The following is a 20,323-nucleotide window of genomic DNA, read 5'->3' as shown; positions in this document are numbered from 1 at the left end:
ATCTAGAGATTGCTTAACTCCTTCGTTCATTTGTATATTTGCAATGTTTTACTTCATAATCAAGTTATAAATCACTTGGGTCGCTTCTGCTCGGGAAGCGATCCCTTTTGGTGCAAATAGACCTTCATTTTGACCTTGAACCAGTCCTAGGCTGGCTGCTCCCTTTACAGAAGCGGCTGCCCAAGAGGAGACCTGCTTCATATCTTTGAATGCCGCGTCAAATGAAGCAACAGTTACTTTACCATTCTTCAGCTCATAAGCTTTCATTAACATGACCGTGATTTCTTCACGGGTAATCTGTGCAGCCGGCTCGAACTTGGTCGCACTTCTGCCGCTCACGATGCCCGCCTTGTAAGCGATAGAAATGGACTCCGCGTACCAAGCAGACGGTGCAACATCAACAAAGCTAACATCCCCCCTTGTGGTCAACCCTAGGGAATGAACGAGCATAGAGGTGAACTCGGCACGCGTAATCGCACGGTTTGGTTCAAACTTGTCTTTGCCAGTCCCTTGAACATACAGCTTCGCCGCCAGCTCTTGGATTGCAGGACTAGCCCAGTGATTGGCTGGCACATCGACAAAGGTCCGTTTGAGCTCCAGCACAGCATATTTACTGAAGTGGTTAACTTGTGCTGTCAATACACCATCAGCATAATTCGCAGAGATATATTCCAGCTTACCGTTATCCGCAATATAGTAAATGCCTCCACGCTTGGAATCAAAGCCTTCTCCCACTGTCAGGCTTAGCGTAATGGGTTGATCGAACGCAGAAAGCATTTCTGTTGTGCCAGTTTTCGTGGTCACCGACAGACTGAACTCATAGATATCACCCATGAGTCTAACCTGTGCATGAGTAGTTCCCGCCGCTGCTGTAATGATCTCATTAGCCTTATTGCTCAGTGGTACTAATTTCAGGGTTATCGTGCTATCATCCCGCTGAGCTTCCGGTAGCTTGATCTGCAACTGACGGAGCAGATCCGCAGGCACCTTCATGGAGAACTTACCGGACTTCAAAACCAGCGTATGATTCGCCAACTGACGAACTACATCAGAAGATAATTGTATTTGCTGTATATCTCCCTTTATCTCCACGTTTACTTCACCAGACTCACTATCTACTTTCAGCATCTCTGACGTAAGGATTAGAGTGCCCGCGCCATTCTCTTGATCTACAATGCTACCAGGAGTACCGTTGTTGTTACCCGGATTCGCAGGGACTTCAGGATTTCCCGGTTCTACAGTGGAGGCTGCTTTGACTGTAACTTCTGCCGCAGCTTTGAAGCCGCCGTCTACCGTTTCCACAGTAATTGTGGTTTTCCCAGCATTTACAGCCGTTACCGTTCCGTACACTACGGTGGCAACAGACGTATCGCTCGAAGTCCAGTGTACTGCTTTATTCGCCGCCTCTTCCGGAGATAGCGTAGCCGTCAGCTTTCCGGTTTCACCAGCGGTCAATGTTAGCTCTGTCTTATCTAGCGTTACACCTGTTACTTTCTTAGGTGCAGCTGTTAATTTTACCAATTTTGATTCAGTCGGCTGCAAGGACAATGCGAGTGTTCCTGAAATCGTCGAAACCTCTCCTGTCCAAAGGTCTTGCATCGTGTACGAATCCGCTGCGTCCAGTCCGGCTCTACCAAGATTCACCGTTTTGTCTGCAGAAGCATTGGCGCTGTAGTTGAATACAGCCAGATAATAATCGTTGCCGTCTTTCATCACAAAAGTATCCGCTGCATTTGCATTCGTATTTCCTTCCAGCGGCTTGAATACTTTTCCTTTTAATGCTAATTCGAGAACCTCCTTGTTGTTAAACAAGGCAGTCATGTACTCCTGTGCCTTTGGATCGTTAACATCATCAGAGCCGAGAAGTACGGTACCGGCGATGACGCCAGAGTTCATTCGACTGCGAGCTTCAGTTAAGCTGGAAGCGCGGGCCAACGCTAAATGATCGGGATCCGTATAGGTGTAGATCGTGCCATTTTGCCAGAAGCCATAAGTTAACGAATTCAGCATGTACTCCGTTTCATTGATCTTGCCGTAGGTGTCGCAGGAAATACGTCTGCTGTGTGCATATTGGCTTGGAAAGATTGGCGCAATAGATGCGCTAATGAACATTTTTCCATCCAAACGATCCTTCACATAAAGCATTCCTTCATTGTAAGCTTGAATCCCTGTCGTTATGGTTGGATCGAAATGTTGTCCCTCAAGCGAACCGTGCGTCAAGAAATCCAATTTGATGAAGGTAAAGCCCAGATCCTTAAATTTGTCCAAAAAATAATTCATGCGCAGTTTAGCACCTGGATGTGTCACATCCAGAGGAAAAGCCCCATCCAGCGTCGGCAGCGGTTTGCCCTCGGCATCTTTGAGGACAATATCGCCATACGTATACTTATTGTCGGTACCCTCTACCGGCTGGCTCATATTGTTGCCCCAATATACAAATGGCGCCCAATAAATACCTGCATGCTGACCATTGCCCTTAATTACTGATACAGCGTCAGCAAGCTGCTTATCATTCAAATTGTCCCAATAGGAATCCATATTAATAAATACATTACCGTTATTATTGAAATCATTTAGGTGCTCCTTATAATAATTGGAGACATCCACAACGTCTTGGTATGAAAGTGTACCTTCGTAAGCTCCCCAGCTGTTAAAACCAACAGGTACGCCTTGCGGCAACTCAGGATTCAGCAACAGTGGAGGTGTGATGATCGCATTAGCTTTTCCGTATTCCTCGAGTCCTGTGCGGTAATCACTGAATGCCCCCACCATAATCATCGGCGAAGACAACTCTGCACCTGTAAGCATGCCATGAGGCTGGGTATCCCGTGTAACGTCGCTGGCTGCCCCGCCATAAACCGCTAGCTCATTCAGCCGATTAGAAGAACCTTTCCAGTCGATCCCGGTCTTCCACGTATCATGAGTGACCGACCCAAGCACAAGACCGCTGCGTGTCGAGTTATTAAAGATAGTCGTCATTTCATAGCTGGTATCCGCACGGTTCATAGATTGAGATTTATAACGAATCCAAGCATCATTGTCAAAAGGAACGGTTAGTACCCGATTATCTGCACTGGCACCGACATCCACTCCACCTGAACGTTTTACGGTAATAGGTGACATATAATTAGTCTGTAGCACCGTATCGCTAATGGCATCCAGACGAGTTAAGAAATACTTCTGATCGTCATAAAACTTGTAAACCTGTTTGAGCGTTGGCTGTCCAGCTGAGGTGTGAACAAAAGTAAGCTCCACTCCTTTGCCAAAGCCATCCTGAATTTCTACTGGAGCACCAGCACTTGCATGATTCTCATAGCTTGTAGTCTCAACGAGAGTATCACCGAGTTTGATGCTGCTATAGATTCCTTGCAGCTTCTGACCATCCGTCCACTTATAGCTTGCGTATCCAGACTTAGTATTAAAGGAAACCTCATATTGTCCATTCGATACGAGCGTTCCATAAGTATATTCGGTAACGGTGATGGCCCCGTAGTTATTTGAAGTCCCTGGTGTCCCCAGATCACCATCCTCTTCAACTGGAGGATTAGGATCTGTACCCAATGCCGGTTCTACAATAATTCGATCCAGATCTGGCGCGTACCAGTTGCCGTCTGAGAATTTGATTGTATTCTCGCCTTCGTTCAGGGGCAGTGTAAGCTCATATGTGAGCGCCGTATCCCAGTCTGGTGTCTTTGGCAGTTCATAATACTGCTCTGCCCCACCATTAGCGCTGACGTATAAGCTGCGCGGGTCACCTGAGAAATAAGCTACCGTGATCCGATAATCCCCTGTCATCGGAGCCGTAATCTTATTGAAAGTTAAGGAACTGCCGCCATTCAGATACCCTACCTTCTGTCCACCGGAAGCATTCGGGCTATCGCCAACTCGCGCTTCTCCAGTTAAATCATTAACCGGAGACTCAGCTTCATAACTGATCGTATACGGAATGACTTCAATCCGGTCGAAATCTGGAGAGTACCAGTCATGATCCGAGAAAGTGATCGTGTTCAGCCCTTCCTGCAAGGAGGCTTCTACATCATAAGTTCCTACCGTATCCCAGCTTGCTGTCTTTGGCAGATCAACCAATTCATCCAGTCCATCATTCACCTGCATATAGACAGGCCGCTGGTCACCGGAAATATAGGAAATACGGATCAAATACGTTCCCGCTGCCGGCACAGTGACATTTGTGAACTGTAAAGTACTGTTTTTATTCATATCCTTTACAATTTCCCCACCGGAACCAACGCTGCTGTCCGCTATTTTGGCGTTGCCTGTAATTATATTTTCAGGCGCTTCAGCTTCTATGATTGCACCATGCAGCTTCTCCTTCCAGTCGCCTCCAGATCCTTCACCTGGGTCGCTGTCGTCCAGTCCATGAATTACGATCTTGTCGATGTCTGGAGAATACCAGTTGTTGTCATCAATCAGGATGCTGTTCTCTCCAGCATTCAGCGGAAGTGTCACATCATAAGTTCCCACCGTATCCCAATCCACTGTCTTGGGTGGTTCTTCAAACTGCTTATCGCCGCCATTGGCACTGATATTGAATGGCCGCGAATCGCCAGAGATATAGTACACTGTAATTTTATAATTCCCACTCTCACTTACAGTCACATGATTGAACTGCAAAGTGCTTCCTTGATACATGCCTCCGACTTTCTGCCCCCCGGAAGCCGCTGGGTGTTCAGAAATAGAAGCATTGCCAGTCATAGCATTTCCATCAGCTTCAGCTTCATAGGTAGTATTCTCCGTATCATCGGCATAAACCGTACTGACAAACTGACCGCCACTGCCTATTACCAAGCAGATGATGACCAAGAACAAAAATCCTCTTTTCATTGCTTTCCCGAACATTTAATCCCTCCGTTTGTAGGTCTCCTTGCACTTTTGTGATATTCGGGCTATATCTGTCCATCAAGTCATCAAAGGAGTTGGTTAAGAAGCATCTTGAAAGCGCTACCGATTTTCGATGAACTAAAACACCTTTGATTGCCTTGATGAATGAAGCCCCTCACATGTGCCAGTTATAATACATGCTTAATTGTAAAAAGCAGAGGGATTAATATCCATATCGCAAGTTTACTATTCGTAAGGGAAAGTAACTTTATTTCCTATTTGCCGAACCGAAGCGCTGGCACAATCATAGACTCTTCCTATACTCGTTAGGTGTAACTCCTTGGTTCTTCAGAAATAGGGAGATAAAATAAGACGTGCTTTCGTAACCGACTCTTTGAGCGATATCCTGAATTTTGAGCGAGCCGTCAGCCAGCAACTCTGTAGCCTTATCGAGCCGGATACGTGTTAAATAATCGTGAATCGTGATACCAGTCTTGTCTTTAAAAATGGAGCGTAAATAGTTGGGCGATAAATAAACCTGATCAGATAAGCTATTGATCGTAATCGGCTGATCAAAATTCTGGTCGATCATACTGCGAACCTTGTGAACTAGCTTCGTGTTTTTGTCCATAAGCCGCTCACCCAGCAAGCTCATAGCATTGCCTGCAGTGCCCAGGATCAAATCCTCAATCTCATTTAAAGTCAGTGCATTATAGATGGAATGATATAACTCCGCCCGTTTAACCCCCTCAGTAACAGGTTGATGCAGTTGCTCCAGCAGCTCGTCGACAAGATCAATCGCCCAATCGCAGATATTTTTTTTCTTGATTCTTAGTGTGGCTAGCCCCTCGAAATACTGATGCAGCTTCTGTGCGGCTTGCTCGAAATCTAGCTGATTGATAGCTTCAAACCACTCTTTCCTATTAAAAGGTGGCACATGCTCACTATCAAACTGGTTTGAAATCGCCAAGGCATGAATAATTGAACCCGTACCTTTATAGAAACGCTCGTTTAGGATTTCACGCGTCTGCTTATACAGACAATGAACCTCCGTTAATTCGGTTTCCTGTGCACCGACTGCTGCCGTCACTGTGAAATCCAGTCCACTTCGGATAGCCGCGGCCAAATCCTCCCACGCATAATACCCAGGCTGTTGGCGTGCTTCCATAAACACACCTACCTCCCCATCTTTGTAGGGCACAAATACCGTCTCTATATTCTTCGACTTGAAGAAATGATCCAGAAAAGCTACCAACCGGTTCTTACAATCCTCCAGACTCTGCTGTTCCCCCTCTGCCTCAATCGGATCGATACTGAACAGCGCCATTGCGTAGCGATTCCTCTCAGACTCACGGGTAAGCTTGCAATAGCTGGTCGCCAGATCAGCGGCATGTTCCGCATTTTTTTCATAGGAAAGCTCCTTAAGAAGGTTCGTTTTAGCCGCCTCCATGGAACGTTTCTTCATTTGAACTTCCTCACAGCGCTGCTTCACCTTTGCGATAACGCTTCCAATTTCATTCAAGTCGAGGGGCTTCAGTAAATATCCAACAGCACCTACATTTAGAGCCGATTTTACATAGTTGAATTCGTCATGCCCAGTCAGGAACATTAACTGCATCCAGTCATAGCTCTCATGTATTTTTTTAGCCATTTCAATACCGTTCATAATCGGCATCTGGACATCTGTAAGAATAATATCAGGTCTAATGGCCTCTATCTTCTCTAGAGCCTCTCTACCATTACTCGCAGTTCCGACGACATAAATGCCCATTTCTTCCCAGCGGATATAATCTCTCATCATCTCAAGGCCTATTTCTTCATCATCAACTAGAAAAATACTATACACTGATGTCCCCTCCTCTTTGTTGTCTCCATCTGTTTCTTCTATTATATTCTTTTCCCCTTAGGCTACTATGATCCAAATAAATGAAAGTTATTTTCAGGCATGAATCGTTAATTTGCAGACATCGGCAAAAGGGCTATCCGGTCCATAACAGACCGGATAGCCCTTTAATCATGCGCTAATAACCCTGCATAATTAAAGCGGGGGTTCATATCACCCCCGCTGAATCATTATACCAACTCTAACTGACTGTTAAAATAGTAGCTTCCTCCTATTTCTCCTTGAACAGTAGCTCTTCTATCTCCCAACCGAAGTGTCACGGTTCCTGGCGAGTAGGTACGGATCGTAGCTTCCACTAATTGACCATTGTCCCAAGCTACATCAACCTCAGCATTTCCTTTGGCCCGCAGTCCAGATACCGATCCTGTACCCCATGCTTTTGGAAGTGCAGGCAGCAGATGAATCTCACCCTCATGGCTTTGCAGCAGCATCTCGGCAATAACAGCCGTACCCCCGAAATTCCCATCGATCACAAAAATATTGCACTCCGCTCCTCCAATGCCCGATTTGGAAAAGCTAAATAAATTATCGAAACTGAGTCCACCAATCAAATGAGAAATATGATTAAAGGCCTTTTCCCCGTCATATAATCTGGCAAAGCCGAGACCGAACAATGCGGCGGTAAATTCCACATCCTCCAGTTCTTCCTGAACCATCCGGTTCTCAAGTGTTACTCTCACCGCAGCGCTAAGTTCAGGTGTCTTACCTGGTGTGATCTGATTACTTGGATAAACCGCGAACAAATGGGCCAAATGCCGATGCTCCGGCTGCGCTTCCTCGTAGTCCTCGAGCCATTCTTGCAGCTGTCCTCTCTTGCCGATCTGAAATGGTGGCAGCTTGGATATTGCTTGCTCCAGCTGCTCCTGTAGTTCCTCATCCGTATTCAGTAGTTTCGCAGACTTCAAACAGAACTCAAAAAGGTCTTTCACCAGCATCTGATCCATAGTGGTACCCATAGACAGCTGCTGTGCCCCATCGCTGCTATCCGTAGGATAGAAATGATTCTCCGGCGAGTTCGAAGGTCCGGTCACCAGCCAGCCGTATTTTGGATGAATGGTCATATAATCTAGGAAGAATGCTGCGGCTTCTTTTAGCACTGGATATGCCTGTTGCTCCAGAAACACACGGTCTTGACTGTATTCATAATGCTCCATCAGATGCGTCGCAATCCATAGTCCACCTGTAACGTTTAGCCCCCAAGATGTCTCCCAGCCCGGAGCCGTGAATCCCCAGACATTCGAGAATACATGTGCTACCCAGCCTTTGCTGCCATAGAAATCGCGAGCGCTTGACTTTCCAGCATGAGACAAACCCTCAATATAGCGCATTAATGGTAAATGACTGTCCCCAAGATTTACGACTTCCGTCGGAAAGTAATTCATTTGCGTATTGATGTCCAAATGATAGTCACAGCTCCACCCCATACGGCAAGCCTCACCATCATTCCATATTCCCTGTAAATTCAGCGGTAACGGGGAGTCTGCCCGAGCTCCAGCAATAGTCAGGTAACGTCCGTACTGCAGGAACAACGCGAACAACTGCGAATCTTCCTCCTGGCCCTGTGCCAGTAATCGAATACGCCTGTCAGTCGGCAGATTCACCTTCCCAGTGGTACCTAATTGGATATCCACCTTACCATATTCTTGCTCATAATCTTCGATATGATCTTCTTTTAACTGCGCATATCCTTTAATCAAAGCCTGCTGTAATGTGCTGCTGCTCTCCATTTCCCACTCCGAGTTACTACGGTTGTAATCGGTGCTGACGGCAAAATAAATTCGCGCCTCATTGGCCCCAGCAATTCTCAATTGACCGTCCCCTCTGTACATCGTACCGCCGGAAATGCTTACCTTAATTTGTCCCTTTGCCCATACCCCGCAAGTGCCGTCACTATGCACATTCTCTGTGGCTTGTCCTCTGAATTCAATAGTGTCGTCATTCACGACTTGAGTCGTAAACGACTCTGAACCACCCTCCAGACCGATCGTAAAGGATACACCTCCCGGTTCATCGCTCCAAATTCTTGAGACCACCAGATCATCAGCATGGGAGGCAAAAATCTCACGATGCAGCGTTGTTCCTCTACTTTGAACCACCGTCTGAGCCACCGCACAGGTCAAATCCAGCTCTCGCTCGATAGCTGCTGCTGGCCCGGAATCCGTGTCCTGTTCTGCAAAGTCAATGACAACCTCGCATAAACCAAGGTTCGTACCGAAATTTCGTTTCTTCGGCTGCAGATGTTGTTTGGCTAGACGGTCACCTTCATTATAATCGCCAGCAAAGAAGTACTTCCGCATCTCTTCCAGCGCAGCTTTGCCTCCGAAAGGAGCAGGCTCTGACTCAGCTTGACCCGACCAGTAGGTAACCTCGGTCATGTTCCATACCTCACGATACGGAGCAGCTATCACTACTGCACCTATTCTTCCATTACCTAGTGGCAATCCTTGTGACCAATCCGTTGCAGGGGTAGAATACCATAATCTAAAATCGCTCATTTTATTTTCTCCTGTCCATAGTAGAATCTGTGCAAGCGCGATAACCCTCTAAAAAATGTTGTTAATTAATCCGCTATATAATGTGAAATAATTCATAATTCCATCTCTTTCAAGATGAATCATACTTTCTTAAACCTATCCATTATGTTGCGGATTCACTGTATTTATCGTATCATTTGAATGAATCACTGTCTTTGTTGACCTGTTCGATTATTTGACGATTTGTACGGTAAGATAAGAAAAGAGGGGCCGCATGAATAAACTATCTGAAATGACTCCGTATGTCGGCGCAATCATGCCTTATGTGTACGACGGCAGCAGCAATGAGCATCTGAGAGTCGGTAATGCATACGCGTTCCACTTGTTTACTGATGGCCCCGGTGAGATGGAAATCGACGGAATACGTTATCCGATTGAACGGAGGACGCTTGTCTTTCTCCGTCCCGGTCAACCCCATGCTTTTCATATCGTGCCTTCTCATCCACTGTCGTCCTACAACATCTATTTTGATTTATGGGACAACCGCTCTCCAGTATCCAATAACCTTTCATTTATCCATGCCCCTGAAGTCTTACAATTTGAAAAAAAAGCCACCGAAGCACCCTGTGCCGAGCTGAACGAGTTGCCTTGCGTATTTCCACTAGCTAAATATCCCCTGCTATACGATAGTCTTGTGATGATTGCCAAGTCTTACAATGACGCGCTGTTCTATCGTAATGAGACGGCCAATAGCTATCTGTACGGCTGGATCTTGAGCTGGTATAATGCCCTCCATCAGCATCAGCCAAGTGATTATCGTATTGTCCGCCTGCTGGAATATTTGAACACCCACCCCGAGCGTGGTAAGTCTATCGAAGATTGGGCACAGTTCTGCGGGCTCAAGCGGACATATTTCCATGAGCTGTTTCTACGGGAGACCGGAATGACGCCGCGCGTCTATCATCATAATTTAGTCATGAGGCGGGCGGCAGGACTGCTTCTGGAGAGTGAGCTTAGTGTGACTGCGATCGCTGAGAAGCTGGGTTATCCTTCCATCCATCCTTTCTCCAGACATTTCAGTACCTGCTACGGCATTAATCCAACACAATACCGCCTTAATCCGCAAAGCCGAATACGAATGTAAGACTCCAACAAAAAAGAATACGCGCTATCCGCGAGAAGCGGTTACGCGTATTCTTTTTTCAATGTGTATAATCAGTTGGCTTTTGCCGTTAATTTGAAGATTTTGGACTCTGCCGGTTCGAGCGTAACTACAAGCTCTCCCGCTGTTTCCCCTTGTATGCCTTCCCATAGATCAAGCAGTTGGTAAGCTGTTTGACCCTTCAGCCCTGCACGCTCCAAGGAGATAGATTTATGAGCAGAATTCGCAGCATCATAGTTGAAGACAGCAAGATAGAATACATCATCTTCTGCATCTTCAAGTACGAAAGTATCGGAAGCTTGCTTGCCAAGATCCCCTTCGACAGGGTGGAAAGTCTTCCCTAGGCGGGCGACATCCATAATCTCTTTATTGCCCAGCCACGCTTTGGCCCGTGCGGCTGCTTCTTCTTTTCGGAAATCATCGCCTAGCAGAAGTACCGTTCCAGCGATGACCGAAGCAGTCAGTCGGCTCCGTCCTTCATGCCAGCCAGTGGCATCTTGGTTGTGGCTCTTGTAGAGCACGGAATGATCCGGGTCATTGTAATGGTACAAGGTATGACTCATCCACCACCCATGTGTCAACGAGTTCAACAAATATTCCGTATCGTGTATCGTGCCGAAGACATCACAGGATACCCGGCGGCTATGCGCAAATGCATAAGGGAACAATGGAGCGATGGATAGATTGATAAAGAACGGCCGGCCGATCACCTCTGGTGAGAGCTTGTTCTGCAAGTAAGTCATCCCATAGTGATATGCCGCAATTCCCGTCGTAATCTCCGAATTGTAATGTTGCCCTTCCAGTGCACCATGTGCCAAGAAGTCTAGCTTGACATACTCGAAGCCTTCCGAGATGAATTTATTCGTATACCAATCTATTCTTTGCAGGTTGCCTGGATGTGTCGGGTCAATGGCCAGCCCTCCATCAACATCCGGCAAAATTTCTCCTTCGCTGTCTCGCAGCAAGATATCACCATAAGTGTACTTGCCGTTTGTACCTTCCACGAGATCTCCAAACTGAGCCGGACTTCCCCAGAAGGCAAAAGGCGTCCAGTAAGTTCCCGGTCTATGACCGTTCTCCCGAACCAGGTCCAGTGCATTCTTCATTTCTTCTGGTGTGAAATTGTCCCAGAAAGCGTCAAAGTTGATGTACAGTGTGTCCTCATTCTGGAATCCTAGCGGCTGCACTTCATTTTTCAGAAAATTACTCGTGGATGTATACAGATCGTAATCAAGCTCAGCCATTGCCGCAGACCAGCTATTCCAGCCGATAGGAACGCCGCCATCCCATGACAGAGGAGCCTCTATCCAGGTATTAGCCTGACCGTACGCTTCAAGCCCTATTCTATAATCATCATAGAACCCTACGAAAACGAGCGGTGACTCTACTCTTGTTCCTTTCACATAACCATGTGGCTGGAAATCGCGGGTCATTTCACTTACAGCACCGCCGTAAAGATCCAGCTCCTCGATCCCTCCGCTCCGCTCGCTTTTGATACGAATCCCAGTCTTCCACACCTTGTGCGTAATGGAACCCATAATAATTCCCTGCCGGCTTTCCGGCGCGAACAATGCAGTTACTTCATAGCTTTCCATATCCATCGGCGGCTTCACTACTGTATATCTGACCCACTTGTCGTTGTCGTACGGCACACGCAGAATGCTTGGTTCTTCGGGTTGCCCTGACTCCCCGCCAAGTGACACCGATTTGGTCTGAAGGACTGCCATCCGGTTTGCCTTGATCTCTTCATCGCTTGCGCTTGCGATTACGATTTGCATCAATACAAATGATGAAGATTCATAAATATAGAAATGCTGCTCCAACTGTGGCAGCAGGGACGTTTCGTGCAAAATGACTACGTGAACACCTTTTCCAAAGCCCTCACGAACTACCACTTCCTGAGACTTGATTGTGTGGCTCTGATAATGTTCAGTGTTATATTCCCGGCCCTGCCAGCGGAATGCACTGCGAATCCCTTTTACATGAGAAGTGTTTCCGCGGGCAACGGATGCTTCACCCGTCCCGAGATCAATCTCTAGATTCACCTCATCATTGGTTACACGGATAAGAGATGCTGTGTCCGTATTCACTTTTACCGTTGTAGCACTATCAGTTAGCATGATTTGCCTCCTTGTTACTGCGTTTTGGACCTTGAAGGCGGCAGGCTCTGTACCTGTGTCCCCCAAGTATGCCCTCATTATAAAGATCAGATAAAGCGTTTTCTATACAACGATCTTCCGATCCATACCGCGATCTAACACATCTAGCACAAACCTTAATCCCCCTAATATTCATGTCGATGACAAGAAGAAGAGGCTGTACATAAAATATTGCTCATGCTCAACAATTTCGTATCCACACTCCGTTTTCACCTTCGGGCAGCTAGAAGAGATAGATTAGGGAAAACCTCCCTAAAAAAAGCCAGAAAACACTATATTTCAATGTAATGAGGGAATTCCTCCCTAAAAAACAGAGTGAATTCCAAATTCACCACCAGATCGGATGAATTTCAGGGAGAAATTCCCTGATTGTTAGTCTTGCGAGCAAAAATCTCCGAATTTCAGGGAGTTTTTCCCTAATTGTTGATCAGCATTATATTCGTACAAAAAAACAGCAGCAGGACCTGTAATTCAGGTCTCTGCTGCTGTCCATATTCGTATGAAACTGACTATTATTGCTTACCAACTATAAGCTTGTAGGTCTGACCTGCGGTCGTTGGAAAGCTCACCGTTCCATCTACGGAGCGGTCAAATTCCATCTCGTTGCCGCCATTACTCACCATGAGCGAAGCATCTGTGCGGATCACACATTCATTGCCTAGAAGGGAGGTAATCTGTGCTTCCACGAGATGGCCTCTATCCCACTGAATGCTAACTTCAAAGCCACCGCGGGCACGTAGCCCCGCCACGCTTCCCTCCTGCCATTCATCTGGCAGTGCAGGCAGCAGATCGAGATACCCGAGGTGAGATTGCAGTAGCATCTCAGCAATTCCGGCAGAAGCGGCGAAGTTACCATCAATTTGGAACGGCGGATGTGCGCCAAGCAGATTGGCATAAACCCCGCCGTGACTATACTGTTCGGACTCCCCATCCTTCACCAGCCGCAGCATGTTTGAGAGCAGGCGCAGTGAGCGGTTGCCATCCCGGAAGCGGCTCCAGAGCGCAACTCTCCAGCCCAGACTCCAGCCCGTGCTCTCGTCCCCACGCCGTTCAAGCGAAGTTTTGGCGGCAGCGAACAGCTCAGGGGTCTCTTCTTCTGACAACTGCCGGCCCGGATAGATACCGACCAAATGCGAGGTATGTCTGTGATACATATCTTCATCCTCAAAGTCTAAGGACCATTCCTGCAACTGTCCGTACTTACCAACCTGCAGTGGCAATAAACGTTCACGAGCACCTACCAATTCTGCACGCAAATCCTCATCCGTTCCAAGCGTTTCCGAAGCCTCGATACAATTCGTAAACAGCTCCCAGATGAGCGAAATATCCATAGTAGCACCTGCGCTGACTGCAGCCAAGCCCTCCGCTGTCTGGAATTTATGCTCTGGTGAAGTGGATGGGGAGGTCATAAGCCTTCCGTTACCATCGTCAATAAGCCAATCCAGTGCAAACAGAGCCGCCTCCTTCATCACAGGATAAGCGGAAGTCCGTAAATATTCCTCGTCCCCGCCAAAAGCATAATGCTCCCAGAGATGTTGTGTCAGCCAAACGCCACTCATCGTCCAGTAAGCCCAGCTTGGATCTCCGTCACCATAATCCCCCACCGGTGCTGTCTGTGCCCAAAGATCCGTATTATGATGAGCCACCCAGCCTCGGGCACCATAATTGACTTGAGCAGTCTCCGCACCCATCTTCGCCAAATTTCCGATCATATCCAGCAGCGGCTCATGACATTCCGCCAGATTACAAATTTCAGCTGGCCAATAATTCATCTCTGTATTGATGTTCAGTGTATAGTTGCTACTCCACGGCGGACGGGTAACCGCATTCCATATTCCCTGCAGATTAGTAGCCTGTGTTCCGGGGCGCGAGCTTGCGATCATCAAATAGCGCCCGTAATGAAACAGCAACTCGACAAGACCAGGGTCTTGTGCCGCGTATGTCGTAATCCGTTGCTCCGTGGACATCGACTCCGGGGCTAGCGTCTTACCTAATTGAAGATTCACTCGGTCAAAAAGTGATCGGTAATCCTCGACATGCGCTTGAAGCAAGCTGTCGTAAGACTTTCCATTCACATCTGCCAAGTAAGAAGCTGCAATAGCAGAAGCATCTTTCCCCTCAGCTCCCGGGATTTTGTCAAAGCCATTAAAGCCTGTAGCCGCGCTGAAATAGAAGGTTGCAGCCGTTCCTCCCAACAGATGAATACCACTACCGTCAACGGTAACTTTCCCATCCTCTGCCACTACGGAGAGTTGTCCTTCAAAGGCCATGCCCTTGCTCTTGCCAGCATCTCCGTATTGGATCGGATTGTCACTCCAAAAATAGCTTGGATCAACATGCTCCGGTGCAGTTCCCGAGAGTACAAAGTTATCACCCTGCGCGTGAAGGCTATGCCGAAGTGAACTATCTAGCGTAGCATGTACATTCAGCGCTCCCGGTGCACTTGCAGTCAGACGCAGCACGAGCAACTGATCAGGATGTGAAGCGAACATCTCACGGGTATAAGTAACATTACCAATCTTGTATTCAATGCGGTGAACCGCATGTTCAATATCTAATGTCCGCCGATAGGATTGATAAACACCACCATGCTCAAAACGAAGTAGTAAATCTCCAAAAGGCAGATACGATTGGGTGTACGGACCTAGCATCTCTCTAGTCAGGGTGTCCGCTTCTGTGTACCGGCCCTCCTGAATCAGCTTTCGAACCTTTGGCAAAGCTTCCTTAGCACCTGGATTGTTCCCATCCTTCGGGAATCCCGACCATAATGTATCCTCGTTTAGACTGACTTTCTCCTGTTCCACACCGCCGAAGATCATACCACCCAGACGGCCATTCCCAATCGGAAGCCCTTCGGTCCATACATTTGCTGGCTTGTCATATTGAAGTTTCATTGGTTCTCTCCCTCACGATCTGTCATGAATTAAATAATGTATTCCCCCAAGTCTGCCCTCATTATAAAGATCAGATAAAGCGTTTTCTATACATCGATCTACCGATCCATATCGCGATCTAACACAACCTGCCCTAGCTCATTGAATTAATTATCCTGAATATCGACCTCGCTACAGGCGGTTAAACGTATCGCATCCTCAACACTGGAAAGACAGTTCGTACTTTCCCCACCCATGACAACTTCGTTAGCACTGAAGACCAGTCCGCGGGTACTCTTGGCACTAAGGACTAACGTTTCACCAGTCTCGAACCTGTTGTTCTTAATAACTATACCCTCATGAACAGGAGTGCTCTCATCAACCTCTGTGTTCTCTGGCGAAATGAAAATAACCGGATGCTCGATGCCCCCGCATTCAATAAAATGATTCTCAGCGATGGTTACCTCCTCCACCTTGCCAGACTCATACCAAGACTCCGCATCCAGGGCAACCAGAATCGCACTCATTTGCATCCGATCAAAAACATTCCCCTTAATCTCTACTTTACGCCGGGTTGTCACAAGGATACCGCGGGTCGGTACCCGAGCGAGGTGATTATTTACGACTTCAACCTCCGGTGTCCAGGTTACATTTTCGATCACATCATGACTGCCAATCCCTTCAGGAATAGGCTGTGCTAAAGTCAGTACTAGCTCGCGTGGATTGAGACGCGTAACCTCTATCACTTCATTAGCAGCATAGGTAGTCAGAGAGCCAGAACGAACAAATTCAATTTCGTCTCCCGGATGGAAGGCCATAAAACCGTAAGTCTGCGGATGCATGAACCGAACCTTCAGCCTATTCGCAGACAGCTGCTCCATGATTCGTAGATAGGTACCATGGACATTGACGACATCATCATGAGAACCGGCAAAACGGCTGTCCACAACAGTTATTTTACCTCGGCAGCTGGACATGTGGATGAAATCCGCAAAGCCAGTAACCGTTCGGCCTGTCTCCAGGCGCGGCGAAATATCCATGCGTTGAAAGGTCAGATTGTCGCTGAACTGCCCTACAACACCAAGTCCGTGTAAAAAATGCAGACCCACATCGCTGAAGGTGATGTTAGCGCTCTCCACAATGAAGACACCTACCTGATCGCGAATACCATCACGGCTTTGCAGAACCTGCCCGGGGACAACCTCAGGCCCATGATCAAAATGCAAGCGGAGCTTCATCGGCTCCAGCTCTTCAACCGAATCAGCCAGCCCCGACCAGTTGTCCACCCGCCAAGTCGTATTGCTAAGTGGATCATAGGTCTGCATTGGTCCTTCCGAGAAGCTCCAGCCCTCACCGATCCAGACCAGCTTGCCATCCCTGATCTCATACCGTGAATCGGAGTGAACCTGGACATCGAAATAATGAGTACCGCTTTCAGTAATCGTCATCTCTGTCACAGTCGGCCGAGCATAGTCGGTATGTAAATTACGAATCTCTATATTTTTGCAGCCATCCAGCAAGAACATAGTCTGCTTGCCATGGAAGATAAATAGAGAGCCATTGCCCTCAAATGTTAAATTGTGCAGCCCCTTTAAGAGAATTCCTATAGTCTTGGTGACATCCGGATTCTCTTCTTCACTGGTAGTGTTGGAAATGTAGTAGGGTGCTCGGATGGCCGCTTCCGGATAGAAATGATAGCAGCCTTTTGGACAATCCAGCAGGACCGGCCCAGTTATTTCGGCGGCTGCCTCAATAGCTCTTGTCATGGCTGGCTGAGCATCCAAGCCGGAATCCGGCAGAACACCAAAATCAGTCAGGCGGATTACGATAGGAGAAGAATCGACGCTGTGTTCTGTAAAAGAAATGATCAACACCCACTTTCTTAGAATTGTAAACGCTTAATAAGAGGCAGTATAATCCTCTAGGTTAGAATAATCAATTGTACATTAGCTGCAAAATGCGCAGACTGGTGCCTTTACTCTGTTCATCCTTTTCCCCTGTAATTCGCACGGTTACTTGCAATTCCTGACGTTGTTCCTCGATTCCGAACATAGCAATAATAGGCCGAAACGCAAGCGGACACCATTCATCGAATAAGTTAACCGCATGAAAGGGACCGCCATTGAGCGAATATTCGAATATCCCACTGTCCGGGCCGTAGAGCAGCAGCAGACCCACACTCTGTCCGGTTACTGTGTAAGAAAAAGATGCCTCTTTGCTGTCTGTATATAAATGCTCCGTTCCAAATCGCCAGTTCATCAGTGGATCATCAGGGGTAAGCTCGCGTAGCTCGAACCCATCTGCATGATCAGCGCCTCTGAAATCCAGTAAATTACCGTATTCATAATTTCGCTCCTCCAAAGGAGCAATACTTAACGCGCTTCCGGTATTTGAATGTGTGTTGTCAGGAACAAGAGCTGCATCCAAATATTCCTGTAAAAAAGAAGCATACAGCGCATGTCCGTCATCATTGGGATGATATCCATCCGGAGCCAGCTCAGTCCATTCCATTTGTCCGGCCTGGGTCTGTGCATAAACTCTAGCTGCAAAATTAACAGATGGAAGATCGTAATGCTCAGCTACTTCTTCGTGGACGGCAATGTTAAAGGGATTGCTCCCTGACAGATTCTTCTCTGCTGCCGTATACAAGAAGCAAATGTCAGTGCCGGGCGACAACCGTCTGCACTGGCGCACAATTCCTTCCAGACCTCTAATGGATTCTTCCCGGTCGTTGCCGTCATTGACGCTAAATTCAACGAATAGTAGATCAATCTTGCCGTATTGCAGAACATGCGACTGTAATCGGTGAGCGCCCAGCGTGGAATTCGTTCCACCCACTCCTGCATTGATGAAGCGGAATTCATGATTCGCAAATCGCACCTGCAGATACTTACCAGTCAGCGCTCTCCAGCTAAATGTGTCCGCGTCGGAAGCACCTGCCCCCTCTGTAATGGAACCACCCAAAAAGGCGACAGTCATCGGCTCCTTTCCCGCAAGTCTTACGCTTGTATTCGGTAGTCCCCGTCTTGGAACTACAAATTGATGATTGCAATGTTTCTCTTCTGTCATGACTAATCCTCCGTAAATAAAAATGTATATTTTTCCTTGAAATCAAGAAATCAGGTGCTGGGGTATATCTTACAGCACCTGATTCTGATTTCAATATTTTATTTTTTAGAAGTTTCGTAAGCCTTTTGCAAGATTTCGAGATAACGATCTAGCTTCAAGTCTTTCAGACCTTTTATATATGCATCCCAATCTTTATTAAGATCCTTGTTGCCCGTGATGAATTGAAGCTGATTTTGCTCAATGTAATTCTTGATGTTGGTTTGCAGTAAACTCGCTTCATCGATTTCACTTGGATCAATCCAAATCGACCAGATCGGGAATAATTCTTTAGGCTCATGTCCTTCATACAGCAGAGTCGCATCATACAATCTGCGTTCATAACCGCTGGAAGCGTAGATGTCAGTAGCTTGAACGAAGGTATCACGGTACTCTTTTGGCATATAGAAGTGCCCCATACCGCTCCAGCCCGCATTGCGCGGCGCTTCGCCCTCCGCCATAGGAATGGTCTTGATCACTGGTTTAACATCTTTGTCCAGCGCTACATCGCCTTCTTCTGGATCAGTCCAATCAATGCCCTTCATACCGCTGCCACCATTGGTCTGTCCTTCAGAAGTAAACATGTAGTCTACCATTTTAATTAAAGCGATCTGTGCTTCCTCGCTAGCTTTGTTGGTGATGACAAATTTCGCTCCTGGGGATACGCCACCTGCATCATGAGTCGCATAGGAGATACCTTCCGGTCCGCTAATCGGTGGTACAGGATTGTAGTGTGCCGAGCTTCTATTGCCCGGATCAATATTGACGAAAATCGCAGGGTGCATGCCCGCACCAGCGCCCAGAATTTCCGCATCGGCATTTTCACCGATTTTCTTAAAGGCTTCCGCATTCTGTGTGAATGCCCCTGGATCAATCAAACCTGCATCAAACAGAGATTTGATATAAGTCAGGCCTTCCTTCCACTCCGGTGTGACAGCCGCCGATTGAACTTTTCCATCCATCATGTTCAGATAATTGCGGTCATCATCGTATACAAAGGCATTCATGAGGAATGGTACAATGCGTACACCAAACTCCTCAATGGAGCCACTCAGCGGCACTTCATCTGCTTTTCCATTCCCGTTCGGATCTTGTGTTTTGAAAGCTTCCAGCACTTTTTTGAATTCTTCGGTTGTCTTCGGCATTTCCAGATTCAGCTTCTTCAGCCACTCGGTATTGAGCCACATTTTGCTCGGATAGGAGCAGTGAAAGCATTCTGTGTAAGCGACAAGCCCGTAGATGTTACCATCAGGCGCTGTGTTAAGCGTTCTTAAATTATCGTTCTTTTCCATAGCCGCTTTAATATTCGGAGCATATTTATCAATTAGATCGTTCAGAGGAATCAGCACGCCCTGTTTGCCATACTTCAGAAGATCTGCCTGTGAGAACTGATCGATATAGTGAGTGAGCAGGTAAGCATCAGGGTAATCGCCACTAGCAAGTGAGATTTGGCGCTTTTCCTTGGCTCCGTCTGAAGGGTTGATTTCCCATTTGAATTTAATATTGAATTTGTCTTCCACAAATTTCGAAAATTTATTGGTAGGAACATCGATCCCGGATTCCTGAACCGAGAACACGCTGATTTCCACCGGTTTGCTTGCTGATTCCGAGTTACCTGAGTCAGCAGGTGCGGAGGATGTGTTATCTGTATTTTTATTAGCACATCCGCTTAACACCACCGTAAGAATTAATACCAGCACCAATGACAAGGTCATCATACTTTTCTTCAAATCCGATCACTCCCTTTTATAATTTAGCAGGTACGATATCTTTCTGTCATTTTACTGCGTGCCTCTCCCCCTCTCCAG

Annotated in this window: 9 protein-coding genes; 1 reads left to right on the top strand and 8 read right to left on the bottom strand. The window is 47.1% G+C overall.

The window, feature by feature from the left end:
- Window positions 1-48: 48 nt before the first annotated feature.
- The 3 genes from ACQKMP_RS09355 to ACQKMP_RS09345 all read right to left on the bottom strand — a co-directional run bounded on the left by ACQKMP_RS09355 (window position 49) and on the right by ACQKMP_RS09345 (window position 9,237).
- Window positions 49-4,857, bottom strand: a complete 4,809-nt coding sequence (locus tag ACQKMP_RS09355) for an S-layer homology domain-containing protein (protein WP_427469272.1) — start codon at window positions 4,855-4,857, stop codon at window positions 49-51.
- A 286-nt stretch (window positions 4,858-5,143) separates the two neighbouring features.
- Window positions 5,144-6,685: a response regulator gene (locus ACQKMP_RS09350; RefSeq protein WP_427469271.1), complete on the bottom strand. Its 1,542-nt coding sequence runs from the start codon at window positions 6,683-6,685 to the stop codon at window positions 5,144-5,146.
- 227 nt (window positions 6,686-6,912) lie between these two features.
- The gene (locus tag ACQKMP_RS09345) at window positions 6,913-9,237 is read right to left on the bottom strand and encodes a glycoside hydrolase family 95 protein (RefSeq protein ID WP_427469270.1); all 2,325 of its coding nucleotides are present in this window, start codon (window positions 9,235-9,237) and stop codon (window positions 6,913-6,915) included.
- A gap of 253 nt (window positions 9,238-9,490) precedes the next feature.
- Here ACQKMP_RS09345 and ACQKMP_RS09340 point away from each other — a divergent pair, with 253 nt between their 5' ends.
- Complete coding sequence (locus ACQKMP_RS09340; protein ID WP_042190749.1) at window positions 9,491-10,360, top strand: helix-turn-helix domain-containing protein; 870 nt, start codon at window positions 9,491-9,493, stop codon at window positions 10,358-10,360.
- 71 nt (window positions 10,361-10,431) lie between these two features.
- On the opposite strand, the gene ACQKMP_RS09335 is transcribed toward ACQKMP_RS09340, so the two are convergent.
- The 5 genes from ACQKMP_RS09335 to ACQKMP_RS09315 all read right to left on the bottom strand — a co-directional run bounded on the left by ACQKMP_RS09335 (window position 10,432) and on the right by ACQKMP_RS09315 (window position 20,233).
- A complete protein-coding gene (locus ACQKMP_RS09335; protein ID WP_427469269.1) occupies window positions 10,432-12,498 on the bottom strand; it encodes an alpha-galactosidase in 2,067 nt (688 codons plus the stop codon).
- Window positions 12,499-13,049: 551 nt separating this feature from the next.
- Entirely contained in the window at window positions 13,050-15,431 is a 2,382-nt protein-coding gene (locus ACQKMP_RS09330) for a glycoside hydrolase family 95 protein (protein ID WP_427469268.1), read from the bottom strand.
- A gap of 146 nt (window positions 15,432-15,577) precedes the next feature.
- The gene (locus tag ACQKMP_RS09325; RefSeq protein WP_427469267.1) at window positions 15,578-17,281 is read right to left on the bottom strand and encodes an alpha-1,3-galactosidase-related protein; all 1,704 of its coding nucleotides are present in this window, start codon (window positions 17,279-17,281) and stop codon (window positions 15,578-15,580) included.
- A gap of 64 nt (window positions 17,282-17,345) precedes the next feature.
- Window positions 17,346-18,479, bottom strand: coding sequence for an SGNH/GDSL hydrolase family protein (locus ACQKMP_RS09320; RefSeq protein WP_427469266.1), 1,134 nt, complete (start codon window positions 18,477-18,479; stop codon window positions 17,346-17,348).
- Window positions 18,480-18,577: 98 nt separating this feature from the next.
- The gene (locus tag ACQKMP_RS09315) at window positions 18,578-20,233 is read right to left on the bottom strand and encodes an extracellular solute-binding protein (RefSeq protein ID WP_042194338.1); all 1,656 of its coding nucleotides are present in this window, start codon (window positions 20,231-20,233) and stop codon (window positions 18,578-18,580) included.
- Between the last annotated feature and the right edge of the window lie 90 nt (window positions 20,234-20,323).

The sequence above is a fragment of the Paenibacillus sp. NPDC101420 genome (assembly GCF_050277435.1).
Lineage (GTDB): Bacteria > Bacillota > Bacilli > Paenibacillales > Paenibacillaceae > Paenibacillus_AQ.
This window is presented reverse-complemented; position numbering and strand designations above follow the sequence as displayed.

What these genes read in the sequence shown, in the direction of transcription:
- ACQKMP_RS09355 (WP_427469272.1), bottom strand. Translation starts at nt 4,857, where the DNA reads ATGTTCGGGAAAGCAATGAAAAGAGGATTTTTGTTCTTGGTCATCATC.
- ACQKMP_RS09345 (WP_427469270.1), bottom strand. Translation starts at nt 9,237, where the DNA reads ATGAGCGATTTTAGATTATGGTATTCTACCCCTGCAACGGATTGGTCA.
- ACQKMP_RS09340 (WP_042190749.1), top strand. Translation starts at nt 9,491, where the DNA reads ATGAATAAACTATCTGAAATGACTCCGTATGTCGGCGCAATCATGCCT.
- ACQKMP_RS09335 (WP_427469269.1), bottom strand. Translation starts at nt 12,498, where the DNA reads ATGCTAACTGATAGTGCTACAACGGTAAAAGTGAATACGGACACAGCA.
- ACQKMP_RS09330 (WP_427469268.1), bottom strand. Translation starts at nt 15,431, where the DNA reads ATGAAACTTCAATATGACAAGCCAGCAAATGTATGGACCGAAGGGCTT.
- ACQKMP_RS09320 (WP_427469266.1), bottom strand. Translation starts at nt 18,479, where the DNA reads ATGACAGAAGAGAAACATTGCAATCATCAATTTGTAGTTCCAAGACGG.
- ACQKMP_RS09315 (WP_042194338.1), bottom strand. Translation starts at nt 20,233, where the DNA reads ATGATGACCTTGTCATTGGTGCTGGTATTAATTCTTACGGTGGTGTTA.